The organism is Terrabacter sp. 2TAF16 (assembly GCF_052115065.1).
Taxonomy (GTDB): Bacteria; Actinomycetota; Actinomycetes; order Actinomycetales; family Dermatophilaceae; genus Terrabacter.
The window spans coordinates 342,962-356,591 of record NZ_JBFRFZ010000001.1 but is presented as its reverse complement, the minus strand read 5'-3'; the positions used below and the strand labels follow the sequence as shown (position 1 = coordinate 356,591).

At 70.7% G+C, this 13,630-nt stretch carries 11 protein-coding genes and 1 riboswitch; of the genes, 9 read left to right on the top strand and 2 right to left on the bottom strand.

The window, feature by feature from the left end; genetic code table 11:
• Nucleotides 1-123 precede the first annotated feature (123 nt).
• Nucleotides 124-705 carry a GNAT family N-acetyltransferase gene (locus AB4Z14_RS01670; protein WP_442273637.1) on the top strand — a complete coding sequence of 194 codons (582 nt, stop codon included), beginning with the start codon at nucleotides 124-126 and terminating at the stop codon, nucleotides 703-705.
• A gap of 29 nt (nucleotides 706-734) precedes the next feature.
• On the opposite strand, the gene AB4Z14_RS01665 is transcribed toward AB4Z14_RS01670, so the two are convergent.
• A complete protein-coding gene (locus AB4Z14_RS01665; RefSeq protein ID WP_442273636.1) occupies nucleotides 735-1,172 on the bottom strand; it encodes a PaaI family thioesterase in 438 nt (145 codons plus the stop codon).
• A gap of 77 nt (nucleotides 1,173-1,249) precedes the next feature.
• On the opposite strand from AB4Z14_RS01665, the gene polA reads away from it, so the two are divergent.
• From polA to AB4Z14_RS01650, 3 genes are all read left to right on the top strand, one after another.
• Nucleotides 1,250-3,925, top strand: a complete 2,676-nt coding sequence (polA, locus tag AB4Z14_RS01660) for a DNA polymerase I (RefSeq protein ID WP_442273635.1) — start codon at nucleotides 1,250-1,252, stop codon at nucleotides 3,923-3,925.
• 196 nt (nucleotides 3,926-4,121) lie between these two features.
• Nucleotides 4,122-4,736, top strand: a complete 615-nt coding sequence (locus tag AB4Z14_RS01655; protein ID WP_442273634.1) for a hypothetical protein — start codon at nucleotides 4,122-4,124, stop codon at nucleotides 4,734-4,736.
• Nucleotides 4,733-7,423, top strand: coding sequence for a hypothetical protein (locus AB4Z14_RS01650; protein WP_442273633.1), 2,691 nt, complete (start codon nucleotides 4,733-4,735; stop codon nucleotides 7,421-7,423). Before AB4Z14_RS01655 ends, AB4Z14_RS01650 begins: the two co-directional genes overlap by 4 nt.
• An 88-nt stretch (nucleotides 7,424-7,511) precedes the next feature.
• On the opposite strand, the gene AB4Z14_RS01645 is transcribed toward AB4Z14_RS01650, so the two are convergent.
• On the bottom strand, nucleotides 7,512-8,333 hold the full coding sequence (locus tag AB4Z14_RS01645; protein WP_442273632.1) for a class I SAM-dependent methyltransferase: 822 nt from the start codon (nucleotides 8,331-8,333) through the stop codon (nucleotides 7,512-7,514).
• Nucleotides 8,334-8,505: 172 nt separating this feature from the next.
• On the opposite strand from AB4Z14_RS01645, the gene rpsA reads away from it, so the two are divergent.
• From rpsA to AB4Z14_RS01620, 5 genes are all read left to right on the top strand, one after another.
• Entirely contained in the window at nucleotides 8,506-10,017 is a 1,512-nt protein-coding gene (gene rpsA / locus AB4Z14_RS01640; RefSeq protein WP_442273631.1) for a 30S ribosomal protein S1, read from the top strand.
• Between the two features lie 284 nt (nucleotides 10,018-10,301).
• A riboswitch (SAM riboswitch) is annotated at nucleotides 10,302-10,414 on the top strand.
• 33 nt (nucleotides 10,415-10,447) lie between these two features.
• Nucleotides 10,448-10,531: a putative leader peptide gene (locus AB4Z14_RS01635; protein WP_369791901.1), complete on the top strand. Its 84-nt coding sequence runs from the start codon at nucleotides 10,448-10,450 to the stop codon at nucleotides 10,529-10,531.
• A 157-nt stretch (nucleotides 10,532-10,688) separates the two neighbouring features.
• Nucleotides 10,689-11,768 (top strand): amino acid ABC transporter permease, encoded by a 1,080-nt coding sequence (locus AB4Z14_RS01630; protein ID WP_442273630.1) that lies wholly within the window; start codon nucleotides 10,689-10,691, stop codon nucleotides 11,766-11,768.
• Nucleotides 11,765-12,526 carry an amino acid ABC transporter ATP-binding protein gene (locus tag AB4Z14_RS01625; RefSeq protein ID WP_442273629.1) on the top strand — a complete coding sequence of 254 codons (762 nt, stop codon included), beginning with the start codon at nucleotides 11,765-11,767 and terminating at the stop codon, nucleotides 12,524-12,526. The genes AB4Z14_RS01630 and AB4Z14_RS01625 overlap by 4 nt, the downstream gene beginning before the upstream one ends.
• 83 nt (nucleotides 12,527-12,609) lie before the next feature.
• Complete coding sequence (locus AB4Z14_RS01620) at nucleotides 12,610-13,611, top strand: ABC transporter substrate-binding protein (RefSeq protein ID WP_442273628.1); 1,002 nt, start codon at nucleotides 12,610-12,612, stop codon at nucleotides 13,609-13,611.
• The last annotated feature ends 19 nt before the right edge of the window (nucleotides 13,612-13,630 follow it).

Genomic DNA, 13,630 nt, shown 5'->3' with positions numbered 1-13,630 from the left:
GGCGTCACGACCACGGTCGTGGCGCCCCGTCCGCTTGCTGTGCACCTTCGCGTTGCTCTTCCGCCGCGACCTCGTTGGTCGTAGTGTCTGCCGGGTGACCTCGGGGCAGGAACGGGAGGGATGATGGGTCGAGCACTGGTCTCGGTGCAGCGGGTCGACGAAGGCCTGCACTCGCAGTTCATCGAGCTGTGGATCACGCACCGGATCGAGGGTGGCACCACCCCGGAAGCGGCCCAGCGGCTGGCGCTCGACGGAACCCTGCGAAATGCCTTGCAGCGCAATGACATCTGCGCCTTCGTGGCGTTCGTCGACGGACGCCCCGCCGGCTACGTCGTCCTCGCCGACTCGACGCGGAGCCTCCTCGTCGACTCTCCGTGCGTCTCGATCGACATGCTCTTCGTCCACCCCGACTTCCGCCGTCAGGGCGTCGGACGGTCGCTGCTCACGGCCGCGGGCCGCTACGCCGACCGCCAGGGCTGCGAGCACCTGGCCAGCTCGGTGCCGGCGGGGGACCGCGAGGCCAACCGCTTCTTCGCCCGGCTCGGGTTCGCGCCCGAGACCGTGCGACGCGTCGCGACCTCCGCGACGATGCAGCGCAGGCTGGCCGGGGAGCCGCGGCCCCAGCGGGTCTCGCTCGACCTGCTCCAGCGCCGTCGTGACCTGCGCGCGCGGGCGCCGCGGCACGACCCGAAGATCGCCGGCTGAGCCCTTTCCCGGGGCGGACGCGCCGGGCCTCAGGCCCCCGGCGCCGCGTCGCGCAGCAGGCAGGTGATGCGCGACGTGCAGATGCGCTTGCCCTCCTCGTCGGTGACGACGACGTCGTAGCTGACGAGGGTGCGGCCGGCGCTCAGCAGCGTCGCCGTCCCCGTCACGATGCCCGAGCGCGCGGCCCGGTGGTGCGTCGCGTTGATGTCGAGCCCGACGGCCACGCGGCCCGGGCCGGCGTGGATCTGTGCGCCGATGGAACCGAGTGTCTCGGCCAGCACGACGCTGGCGCCGCCGTGGAGCAGCCCGTACGGCTGGGTGTTGCCGGCGACGGGCATCGTCGCGACGAGGCGCTCGGGGGAGACCTCGGTCATCTCGATGTTCATCCGCTCGATGAGGGTCCCCTCGGCCATCGACCGCATGTCGTCGAGGGTCTGGCCGGGCGCCTGCGTCGAAGAGTCAGTCATGCCGGGATCGTATGCCGCCCTCCCGCGCACCCGGTGCCCCGGCTCACCCCGTCGGTGGCCGCCACTAGGGTTGCCGTGTGAGCCGACTTCTCCTCCTCGACGGACACTCGCTGGCCTACCGCGCGTTCTTCGCGCTCCCCGCGGAGAACTTCTCGACGAGCACGGGGCAGCACACGAACGCCGTCTACGGCTTCACCTCGATGCTCATCAACATGCTGCGCGACGAGGAGCCGACGCACGTCGTCGTGGCCTTCGACAAGGCCCGCCAGTCGTTCCGCACCGACGAGTACGCCGAGTACAAGGCGGGCCGTGCGCGCACGCCCGACGAGTTCCAGGGCCAGATCCCGCTCGTGAAGGAGATCCTCGACGCGCTCCGCATCCGCTACGTCGAGCTCGACGGCTACGAGGCCGACGACATCATCGCGACGTTCGCGACGCAGGCCGAGGCCCAGGACATCGACGTCCTCATCTGCTCGGGCGACCGCGACACCTTCCAGCTCGTCTCCGACAAGGTGACGATCCTCTACCCGATCCGCGGCGTGTCCGAGGTGTCGCGGATGGGCCCGGCCCAGGTCGAGGAGAAGTACGGCGTCCCCCCGACCCGCTACAGCGACCTCGCCGCCATGGTCGGCGAGACCTCCGACAACCTCCCGGGCGTGCCCGGTGTCGGCCCCAAGACCGCGGCGAAGTGGATCACCCAGTACGGCGACCTCGACGGCATCGTCGCGAGCATCGACAAGATCCCGGGCAAGGCGGGGCAGTCGCTGCGCGACCACCTCGACCAGGTCCTGCGCAACCGCCGGCTCAACCAGCTCGTCAAGGACAGCCCCGTCGGGGTCGGCGTCGAGGACCTCCAGCGCTCCCAGTGGAGCCGCGAGGACGTGCACACGGTCTTCGACGGCCTCGAGTTCCGCGTGCTGCGCGACCGCCTCTTCGCCACCGTCGAGGCCGCGGCCCCCGAGGCCGAGGAGGGTTTCGACGTCGACGGTGAGGTCGTCGCGCCCGAGGCCGTGCCGGCCTGGGTGGCCGCGCACCTCGCGACCGACCAGCGCGCAGGGCTCTCCGTGGCCGGCACGTGGGCCCGGGGGACCGGAGACGCGAGCGGCGTCGCGGTGGCCGCGCCCGACGGCAGCGCCGCATGGATCGACCTGCAGACCCTGACCCCCGAGGGAGAGGCCGCCCTCGGCGGCTGGCTCGAGGACGCGGCCCGACCCAAGGCCATGCACGACGCCAAGGGGCCGATCGAGGCGCTCGGCGCCCGCGGTTGGACGCTCGGGGGGCTGACGAGCGACACCCAGCTCGCGGCATACCTCGTCAAGCCCGACCAGCGCACCTACCACCTCGACGACCTCGTGCTGCGCAACCTGCACCGTGAGCTGAGCGGTGCCGCGCCGACCGACGGCCAGGGCATGCTCGACTTCGGCGGTGACGCCGACGAGGTGGCCGCCCAGAAGGAGATGGTGCGCGCGACCGCCGTGCGCGACCTCGCCGAGGTCCTCGACGAGCAGGTCGCCGCCACCGGGGGCGAGCAGCTGCTCGCCGAGGTGGAGATCCCGCTCGTCGGGGTGCTCGCCGGCATGGAGCGCACCGGCATCGCCGTCGACGTGGCCGGGCTCGAGTCCCTCGAGGGCGACTTCGCCGCCAAGGTCACCCAGGCGCAGGAGGACGCGTGGGACGCCATCGAGCGCCGTGACGTCAACCTCGGGTCGCCGAAGCAGCTGCAGGAGGTCCTCTTCGGCCAGCTCAACCTGCCCAAGACGAAGAAGACGAAGACCGGGTGGACGACCGACGCCGATGCGCTGTCCGACCTCTACGCCAAGACCGAGCACCCGTTCCTCGAGGCGCTGCTGCGCCACCGCGACTCCGCTCGCCTGCGGGTCACGGTCGAGGGCCTCCAGAAGTCGGTGGCCGACGACGGGCGCATCCACACGACGTACCTGCAGACCATCGCCGCCACGGGGCGGCTCAGCTCGACCGAGCCCAACCTCCAGAACGTCCCGATCCGCACCGAGGAGGGGCGGCGCATCCGCGAGCTCTTCGTCGTCGGTGAGGGCTACGAGGCGCTCATGTCGGCCGACTACTCCCAGATCGAGATGCGCGTCATGGCTCACCTCTCCGGCGACGAGGGCCTCATCGAGGCCTTCCGCACCGGCGAGGACCTCCACAACTTCGTCGGCTCCAAGGTGTTCGGGGTCGAGCCCGACGACGTCACGTCGGCCATGCGCTCCAAGGTCAAGGCCATGTCCTACGGCCTCGCCTACGGCCTGTCGGCCTTCGGGCTGTCCAAGCAGCTGACCATCAGCACCGAGGAGGCCCGCGGCCTCATGGACGGCTACTTCGAGCGGTTCGGCGGCGTCAGCGACTACCTCAAGGAGGTCGTCGCCGAGGCGCGGGGGACCGGCTACACCGCGACGATGTTCGGCCGCCGGCGCTACCTGCCCGACCTGACGTCCGACAACCGCCAGCGCCGCGAGATGGCCGAGCGGATGGCCCTCAACGCCCCGATCCAGGGCTCGGCCGCCGACATCATGAAGGTCGCCATGATCGGGGTCGACCGTGCGCTCACCGACGCGGGCGCGACGTCGCGGGTGCTGCTCCAGGTGCACGACGAGCTCGTCCTCGAGGTCGCCGCGGGCGAGCGTGACGACGTCGAGAAGCTCGTGCGTCACGAGATGGGTCACGCCGCCGAGCTCGACGTGCCGCTCGACGTCAACGTCGGCGTCGGTCACTCCTGGCACGACGCGGCCCACTGACCGCCCGCGGGCCGGGCAGGCGTCGTCCGCCGGGACTCGGGGACGTGTACCCACTGGGCGGTGTCCGTTAGGTCACGTTCTGGCAACGGCGACGTGGTGTCCACCACTTGACACGCCACGGACTCCGCCGCACCTGCATACTGCTCGGTAACTTGCACCCGTCATCGGAGACGGGTGCTTTTACTGTGAGGTGGACATGGTCAGAAGCCTGGTCACAGGTCTGTGTCTCGCCGTTTTTGCGGCGGTCATCATCGGACTGAGCAACCTGCTCGGTCTCGACCTCGAGCACGTCGCCCTTCTCGGCGCAGCTCTCGGCGGTGTTCTCGGGCTCGTCCCGCACCGTCCAGCCTGGGGCAAGGTGGCGGGTTTCCTCGCCGGCTTCCTCCTGGCCTGGCTCGGCTTCGCGCTGCGTGCCGCCGTCCTCCCGGACTCGTCCGCGGGGCGGGCCGTCGCGGCCTTCGTCGTCGTGGCGCTCATCGCCGTCGTCGCCGCTGTGAGCGGTGGCCGTCTCCCGCTGTGGAGCGGGCTGCTCGGGGCCGCCTCGATCGTCGGCGCCTACGAGTCGGTCTACACCAACGCACCCTCGCAGTTCCTCACCGAGTCGCCCGCGGCTGCCACGACGGTGCTCCTCGCCGTGGGCCTGGGCTATCTCGCCACGAACCTGCTTGCAGCACAGTCGGAACCGCACGCGTCTGCGCGGCCGCGTCCGGCCGTCGATGCGAGGCGTACGGAGCGGGCCCAGCGCGACCAGCGCGACGACTCCTCCAGCACCACAGGCCTCGATGACCTCGTGACGGGAGCAGCACAGTGAGCAAGCGGACCCTCGCCACCATCGTCGCCGGCCTGGCGACCATGCCCACCCTGCTGCTGCTGGCAGCGTCGCCGGCGGCTGCCGCCGGGGACGGCTCGGTCCAGGTCTCCAACACCGAGACGGTGCAGGCCTACCTCGACGCGACGGGCAAGGTGGACGTCGCCCGCGTCTACGAGCAGGTGGCCATGAAGGGCCGCGGCACCGTCGACCTGCAGAACCCCATCGAGACCCAGGGCCTGCGCAACCTCGACGGCTTCAGCGGGTTCGACGTCAAGGACGGCGTCATGGTCGGCAGCTACGACGTCGACGGCGAGCAGCAGCTGCGGACCGTCAGCGACTTCACGAGGAAGCTGCCCCTAGAGGTCCAGGCGATGTACACCCTGGACGGGCAGCCGGTCCAGCCCGGTGACCTCCTCGGCCGCAGCGGCCGTCTCGAGGTGCGCTACACGGTCAAGAACGTCACGGGCTCCTCCCAGGTCGTCACCTTCGACGACGGGACGGGCAAGCAGGCGTCGGCCACGGAGGACGTCGTCATCCCCATGGTGGGCTCGCTCACCACGACGCTGCCGGGCACCTTCACGAACGTCAGCTCGAAGGAGGCCAACCTCGCCGGTGACGGCCGTGGCGGCACGAAGCTCACGTTCACGATGACCTTGTTCGGACCCATCGGGACCCCGACCGCGACGTTCGGCTACGCCGCCGACATCGTCGACGGGACGCTGCCCAAGGCCTCCGTCTCGGCCCTACCGGTCAGCCCTCTCGACAGCCCGTCCTTCAAGGGAGGCGCCGAGAGCTACAAGGGCGGCGCGGCCACGGGTGCCACCCTGACCGCCGGTGCCACCGAGATCGACGCGAACCTCCTCAAGCTGCGCGACGGCGCGGGCACGCTCCTCGCGGGGCTGATCCAGCTGCGCGATGGTGCCAAGAAGCTCGACGCGGGGATGGGCGCACAGGCGCTGCCCGGCTCGCGCGAGCTCGCCGCAGGCGCGGGCCAGCTCAAGGACGGCACGTCCAAGCTGCGCTCGGGAGCGGGCGACGCGAAGGCAGGCTCGGCCAAGCTGGCCGACGGGGCGACCCAGGTCGCGGACGGCAACCAGCAGCTGGACGCGGGCGCGCAGAAGCTGAGCGGTGGCGCCTCCCAGGTGGACGACGGAGCCGGTCAGGTTGCCGGTGGTCTGCACCTCGTCGGCGAGAACGCGCCGGCCCTGCTGGATGGCCTCGCGCAGGTGGCCGACGGTCTCGACCAGGTCGATGCCGGCCTCACCCAGCTCTACGACGGCGTCGGCGGGCTGCCGGACCAGGCGAAGCCGCTGCACGCGGGCATCGCGAAGCTGCGCGCCGGGCTGGGTGACAAGGGCCGGACCGGAACCCTCATCGACGGTGTCGACCAGATCCGCGGTGGCTTGGCCGAGGCCACCAAGGACGGCGGGAGCCTCGACCAGCTCAAGGGCGGGGTCGACCAGTCCAAGGGTGGGGTCGACCAGTCCAAGGGTGGGGTCGACCAGTCCAAGGGCGGGGTCGACCAGGTCCGAGCCGGCCTCCAGGACGCCCTGAAGCCGGGCGGCGGCATCGACCAGCTGGACGGTGGAGTGGCGATTGCCAAGACCACCGACTGTGGCGCGGTGTGCAAGGAGATCCTCGGCCAGGTGCAGGCAGGAATCGGAGACCTTCGGACGAAGACGACGGCCGCGTCCGGCGGGCTCGGCTCGGTATCGGACGGTCTGGGTCAGGTCTCCGGTGGCCTCGGTCAGGTGTCGACGGGCCTCGGCCAGGTGTCGGGTGGTCTGGGTCTGCTCAAGGGCAAGCTGAGCGACGCGGCCCTCGGTCTCGCGAAGGTCGAGTGCGGCCTGAGCAGCACGACGCTCAAGGGGATCTGTGACCCCAAGGTGCCCGGCCTGCTCGAGGGCGTCGACCTCGTCGACGCCGGCGTGTCGACGCTCGTCGACGGGGTGGTCACCAAGGTCCAGGGCGGCATCGGCAGCCCGACCGACACGGCCAAGAACAAGACGCTGCGTGGGGGTGTCAACGACCTCCAGTACGGCGTGGACCTCCTCGGTCTCGGTGGCCTCGACCTGCTCGATGCCATCGACCAGCTCACGGTCGGGGCCGACCAGGTGCACGGGGGCACGTCCCAGGTGGCCCAGGGTGCGAAGGACCTCGGCGCGGGCGCCTCGAAGCTCGCCGACGGATCGAGCCAGGTCGCCACGGGTGCGGGCCAGCTCGATGCCGGCGTCGGCAAGCTCGCGGACGGCGCGGGGCAGCTCGACGACGGTGCGGGCAAGCTCAGCGACGGTGCCGGCCAGCTCTCCGACGGTCTCGCCGACGCGGCGGACGGAACGAGCCAGCTCGCGGCCGGTCTGACCGACGCGGCGGCCGGTGCGCCCCAGCTCAAGGACGGCGCGCAGCGTCTCTCCGACGAGGGCACGAAGAAGCTCGTCGCTGCCGGCAAGGCCACGGCCGCCGACTACGGCGAGAAGTACGCCCTCATCGAGGTCGGTGCCCAGCGCGCCAAGGCCGAGGGGATGGCCTACGGCGCGCCCACAGGCGCCATGGGCGCCACGGCGTACTCGTACGAGCTCGCCGGTGTCGACGGGCAGGGCTCGGCGAACCTGGGTCGGGCCGCTGGCGCGGCCGCTGTGTTCGGTCTCGCCGGTGGCGCGGTTCTGCTGCGCCGCCGCTTCCTCTGACGGCACAGTGTGACAGCGGCGGCCACGGATCCCTCGGGTCCGTGGCCGTCGTCGTGCGTCGCGGCGCCGTCGTCGCGGGCCGAAGCCGTCAGGCAGGCTTGCGGCAGATGAAGATCGCCGTGCCGGGGATGACGCGTCCGCGCAGGGGAGACCATCCGCCCCACGGCTCCTCGTGGCCCTCCGGCCACTCGGGCTCGACGAGGTCGACGAGGACGAGCCCGGCGGCCGTGACCTCCCGCACCCGGTCGCCCACCGTGCGGTGGTGCTCGACGTAGGTCGCGTGGCCCTCGTCGTCCTGCTCGACGTAGGGCGTGCGGTCGAAGTAGGAGTGGCGCGCCGTCAGCCCGGCCGGCCCCGGGTCGTCGGGGAAGGCCCACCGCACCGGGTGGGTCGTCGAGAAGACGAAGCGCCCACCGGGGTGCAGCACGCGGGCGGCCTCCGCCATGACGACGTCGGAGTCCGCGACGAAGGGCACGACGCCGTATGCCGTGAAGACGGTGTCGAAGGACGCGTCGGCGAAGGGGAGGGCGCGTCCGTCGCACTGGGCGAACGGCACGCGGGTGACCGCGTCGGGGCTGTCGCCGAGCGCCGCGTTGACGGCCACGCCGGTCGCGACCATGCCGGCCGACAGGTCGGTGGCCACGACGGTCGCGCCGTGGGCCGCGAGCCAGCGGGAGCACTGCCCCGAGCCGGCGCCGATCTCGAGCACGACCTGGCCGGCCGGGTCGCCGAGCAGCCGCGCCTCCTCCTCGCGCAACCGCTCCGGCCCCCAGACGAAGTCCGTGTCGCCGAGGAACGACCCGTGCTCGACGTAGTACGACGCCGCCTCGCCGTCCCACCACGTGCGGTTCGCGGCGGCCGTCTCGTCCGGGGGAGCGGGACGACGGGTGGCCTCGGTGGGCGTGCTCACGGCATACGTGCTCTCTTTTGACCGGCTGGTGACAGCGCGGATAGGATTGCCGAGCACATCCGTGTGCGCACGATCAATGTTGCACCTGTCCACAAGGCATCGAGGCGCAGGCCGTCAGGCCCACCGCCCCGAGGTCCCCAATCTAACTGTCCACAATCGGAGTTCCTACTACATGACTGCCAACACGGTCGAGAAGACCGCGCCTGAGATCGCCATCAACGACATCGGCTCTCAGGAAGACATCCTTGCGGCGATCGACGCCACCATCAAGGACTTCAACGACGGCGACATCGTCGAGGGTCGCATCGTCAAGGTCGACCGGGACGAGGTCCTGCTCGACATCGGCTACAAGACCGAGGGCGTCATCCCCTCGCGCGAGCTGTCCATCAAGCACGACGTCGACCCGGGCGAGATCGTCAAGGTCGGTGACGAGGTCGAGGCCCTCGTCCTCCAGAAGGAGGACAAGGAAGGCCGTCTGATCCTGTCCAAGAAGCGTGCGCAGTACGAGCGCGCCTGGGGCACGATCGAGAAGGTCAAGGAGGAGGACGGCGTCGTCACCGGCACCGTCATCGAGGTCGTCAAGGGTGGTCTCATCCTCGACATCGGCCTCCGCGGCTTCCTGCCCGCCTCGCTCGTCGAGATGCGTCGTGTTCGCGACCTCCAGCCGTACGTCGGCAAGGAGATCGAGGCCAAGATCATCGAGCTCGACAAGAACCGCAACAACGTGGTCCTTTCGCGCCGTGCCTGGCTCGAGCAGACGCAGTCCGAGGTGCGCACGACGTTCCTCAAGGAGCTCCAGAAGGGCCAGGTCCGTTCGGGCGTCGTGTCCTCCATCGTCAACTTCGGTGCGTTCGTGGACCTCGGCGGCGTCGACGGTCTCGTCCACGTCTCGGAGCTGTCGTGGAAGCACATCGACCACCCGTCCGAGGTCGTCGAGGTCGGCACCGAGGTCACCGTCGAGGTGCTCGACGTCGACATGGACCGTGAGCGTGTCTCCCTGTCGCTGAAGGCGACGCAGGAGGACCCGTGGCAGCACTTCGCTCGCACGCACGCCATCGGCCAGGTCGTCCCCGGCAAGGTCACCAAGCTCGTCCCCTTCGGTGCGTTCGTGCGCGTCGAGGACGGCATCGAGGGCCTCGTCCACATCTCCGAGCTGGCCGAGCGCCACGTGGAGCTGCCGGAGCAGGTCGTCAACGTCGGCGACGAGATCTTCGTCAAGGTCATCGACATCGACCTCGAGCGTCGCCGCATCTCGCTGTCGCTCAAGCAGGCCAACGACCAGGCCGTCGCGGCGTCGGAGTTCGACCCGACCCTCTACGGCATGGCCGCCGAGTACGACGAGCAGGGCAACTACAAGTACCCCGAGGGCTTCGACCCGGAGACGAACGAGTGGCTCGAGGGCTTCGACGCCCAGCGCGAGAAGTGGGAGCGTCAGTACGCCGACGCCCACGCTCGCTGGGAGTCCCACAAGGCCCAGGTCGACGCCGCGACGAAGGCCGACGCCGAGGCTGCGGCCAACGCCGGCTCCGCGACGTCGTACTCGTCCGCGACCGGTGACGTCGCCGAGGCCGGCGACGCCGACCGCGGCGAGCGCGCCCCGCGCAACGCCCCGGCCCCGGTCGAGGGCACGCTGGCTTCGGACGAGGCGCTCGCTGCGCTTCGCGAGAAGCTGACGGGCAACTGACGCCAGTCACTGCTCGGAGCGACACGCTCTGAAAGAGCCCCGGACCCCTGTGGTCCGGGGCTCTTTCGCGTCCTGCGTCTCAGGATGCAAGAAGGCTCAGGACTCATTTCCGACTGAATCACTAGGAATTCCGAGTTGCGTAGGAGCGTCGTTGCCCGCGAATTGCCTTGCGGCACAGACAAACCGGCGTTGCTGCGCGTGGTGGAAGAGCCTGTCGCACTGAGGAGAAAGCACGCATTTCGACGATTGACGGGCTGCCCAGCGCCTTCGTAGTGTCGTCGACAGGTCAAGAGTTCCAGCGTCAAGCCCCGGCTCGCTGGACAGCAACCCTCCACCGCGGCGGGGTGCTCCGGGTGAGGACCAGGCCGTCGCCAGCAGGCGACGGCAAGCGCGGACTCGAAGTGGTCGGGTCCAGGACCGAGGAGCCGACATGGCGCGCACGACGAGCACCCACCTCGTGCTCCGCCGCCACGTCGACCTGCTCCGCGTGTCCAGCGCGCTCTGTCGTCCCTGACGACGTCCTGGCCGCCGAGACCTCGGCCGGCCGGTCGGCGCCCGGCCCAGCGGTGACCCCGTGGGGCTCGGACGCCAGCACGCACCCCCGCGGCCGCCGCCGCGCCCTGCCACCCGTCCGGTGACGGGTGCCCGAGCCATCCCTCCAGGAGCCTCACGTGCCATCCCTCTCCACGGTCCGGCGCTCAGCGCCGCCGACCACCACGTCGTCATCGTCGTCCTCGCCGCCTTCGCCGGCCGAGCCCACGGCGGGAGCGTCGACGTCCGCCCTCTCGGCCGCCCCGGCGCCGGCAACCCACTCGGTCCCGCCGTCCGGAGGCGGGCCGGTCCTCACCGTCGTCCCGCGGCGCAACCCGTGGACATGGGTCGGCGTCGCCGGCGTCGGACTGCTCGTGGCGATGTTCGTCAACGGCCTCGTCACCAACCCCGGCTGGGACTGGGCGACCTTCGGTCGCTACTTCGCCACCGAAACCGTCATCCGGGCTCTCGGCACGACGATCCAGCTCACCGTCCTCGGGACCGTGGCCGGCTTCGCCCTGGGGCTCGTCCTCGCGGCCATGCGACTGTCGTCCAACGCGTTCCTGCGGACCGTCGCGTGGGCCTACATCTGGGCGTTCCGGTCGATCCCGCTCATCGTCCAGCTGCTCTTCTGGTTCAACATCGCCTACCTCTACCAGACGATCAGCGTCGGGCTGCCGTTCGGGCCGTCCTTCGGCAGCGTCGAGACCAACGACCTCTTCGGGGCCCTGGGCGCCGCGGTGCTCGGGCTCGCCCTGCACCAGGCGGCCTACGCGGCCGAGATCATCCGCGGCGGCATCCTCTCCGTCGACGAGGGGCAACGCGAGGCGGCCTCGGCGCTCGGCATCCCGCGGCGCCGCCAGTTCGCGAGGATCGTCCTGCCGCAGGCGATGCGCTCGATCCTGCCCAACGCCGCCAACGAGGTGATCAGCCTCTTCAAGGGCACCTCGATCGTCTCCGTGCTCGCGATCCCGGAGCTCTTCTACCAGGTGCAGGTGATCTACGGCCGCAACTCCCGCGTCGTGCCGCTGCTCCTCGTGGCGACGGTCTGGTACATCATCCTCACGACGCTCCTGTCGATCGGGCAGTACTACGTCGAGCGGCACTTCGCCCGTGGCAGTGCCCGGTCGCTGCCGCCCACACCGCTCCAGCGGCTCCGGGCCCGGTGGGCCGGCATCGCGACCCAGGCAGCGCGTCGTCCCGAGGAGGTCGCCCGATGACCGCCGCCGTCGACCTCCGCGGTGTGACGAAGTCGTTCGGGGCCCACCGGGTGCTCGACGACGTCGACCTCGAGCTGGCGGAGGGCACCGTCACGGTCGTCCTCGGACCGTCGGGGTCGGGCAAGTCCACGCTGCTGCGCACCATCAACCACCTGGAGAAGATCGACCGGGGTCAGGTGCGGGTCAACGGGACGCTCATCGGCTACCGGCAGGTGGGTGACCGTCTCCACGAGCTGCCCGAGCGCGACATCCTGCGCCAGCGCAGCCGCATCGGCTTCGTCTTCCAGCAGTTCAACCTCTTCCCGCACCTCACCGTCCTCGAGAACGTCGTCGAGGCGCCGGTGTCGGCGCAGCGCCGCAAGCGCTCCGAGGTCGAGGTCGGGGCCAGGACGCTGCTGGAGCGAGTCGGGCTGGCGGACAAGGCGGCTGCCTACCCGCGCCAGCTCTCCGGTGGTCAGCAGCAGCGGGTCGCCATCGCCCGAGCCCTCGCGCTGCAGCCCGACGTCATCCTCTTCGACGAGCCGACGTCGGCTCTCGACCCCGAGCTCGTCGGCGAGGTCCTCGCCGTCATCAAGGAGCTCGCCCGCGACGGGACCACCCTCGTCGTCGTCACGCACGAGGTCGGCTTCGCCCGCGAGGTCGCCGACACCGTCGTCTTCCTCGACGGCGGCAGGGTCGTCGAGCAGGGACCGCCCGAGCAGGTCATCGACCACCCTGCCCACGAACGCACGCGAGCCTTCCTCGACCGCGTCCTCTGACCCCACCACCCCACCACCCCACGCCCCTCAGGCCGTCCCGGCCACCCATGACTCGCACCCCTCGGGTGCCGAGAGGAGTCCTCATGCCCGCACGTCCCCACCCCGTCCACCGCCCGACGACGTATGCCGTCACGGTCCTCGCCGCCGCCGCCGTCGCGCTCACCGCCTGCTCCGGAGCCGCCGAGGCCAGGTCGGGCGCGGCGGCCGGCTCGACCGCGCCGGCGGGCCCGGCCGTCAACACCTCGCCGGACCAGAAGCGCATCACCGCCACCACGGACGAGAAGGCCGCGGCCCTGCTGCCCGCGGGCATCCGAGAGCGGGGCACGATCACGGCCGCCAACGCCGGAGCGGGTGGCGGCACGCCGCCGCTCGTCTTCACCGCCGACGACGACAAGACCGTCATCGGCGTCGAGGTCGACCTCGCGCACCTCTTCGCCGACAAGCTCGGCCTCGAGGTCGAGACGCCGGCGACGAGCTGGGAGAACGTCTTCCTCGGGATCGACTCGGGGCGGTACGACGTCGCCCTGACCAACGTCACGGTCACGGAGGAGCGCAAGGAGAAGTACGACTTCGCGACGTACCGCAAGGACGACCTCGCCTTCGAGGCGCCGAAGGGCGGAACGTGGAAGGTGACGAGCGGCAGGGACATCGCCGGCAAGACCATCGCCGTCGGGTCCGGCACCAACCAGGAGAAGATCCTGCTCGACTGGAACGAGGCCAACGTCAAGGCGGGCCTCGCGCCTGCCGAGGTGAAGTACTTCCAGTCGCAGACGGACTACTACCTGGCCCTGTCGTCGCACCGGATCGACGCGTACTTCGGCCCGAACCCGAGCGTCGCCTACCACGTCGCCACGGCCGGCCAGACCGAGGCCATCGGCCATTTCTCGGGTGCCGGTGACTCCCTCCAGGGACTCATCGCCGTGCTCACGAAGAAGGGCTCGGGTCTCGCCGCGCCCTACGCCGCCGCCATCAACTCGGCGATCGCCGACGGCAGCTACGCGAGGGTCCTCAAGCGCTGGAACCTCAGCACCGAGGGCCTCGAGAAGTCCGAGATCAACCCGCCCGGCCTGCCCAAGACCGACTGAGCCCGCAACCATCCAGGAG

Bases quoted from the DNA above. Each gene is read 5' to 3' on its own strand.
- AB4Z14_RS01670 (WP_442273637.1), top strand. From the start codon at position 124: ATGGGTCGAGCACTGGTCTCGGTGCAGCGGGTCGACGAAGGCCTGCAC.
- AB4Z14_RS01655 (WP_442273634.1), top strand. From the start codon at position 4,122: ATGGTCAGAAGCCTGGTCACAGGTCTGTGTCTCGCCGTTTTTGCGGCG.
- rpsA (WP_442273631.1), top strand. From the start codon at position 8,506: ATGACTGCCAACACGGTCGAGAAGACCGCGCCTGAGATCGCCATCAAC.
- AB4Z14_RS01625 (WP_442273629.1), top strand. From the start codon at position 11,765: ATGACCGCCGCCGTCGACCTCCGCGGTGTGACGAAGTCGTTCGGGGCC.
- AB4Z14_RS01635 (WP_369791901.1), top strand. From the start codon at position 10,448: ATGGCGCGCACGACGAGCACCCACCTCGTGCTCCGCCGCCACGTCGAC.
- AB4Z14_RS01665 (WP_442273636.1), bottom strand. From the start codon at position 1,172: ATGACTGACTCTTCGACGCAGGCGCCCGGCCAGACCCTCGACGACATG.
- AB4Z14_RS01620 (WP_442273628.1), top strand. From the start codon at position 12,610: ATGCCCGCACGTCCCCACCCCGTCCACCGCCCGACGACGTATGCCGTC.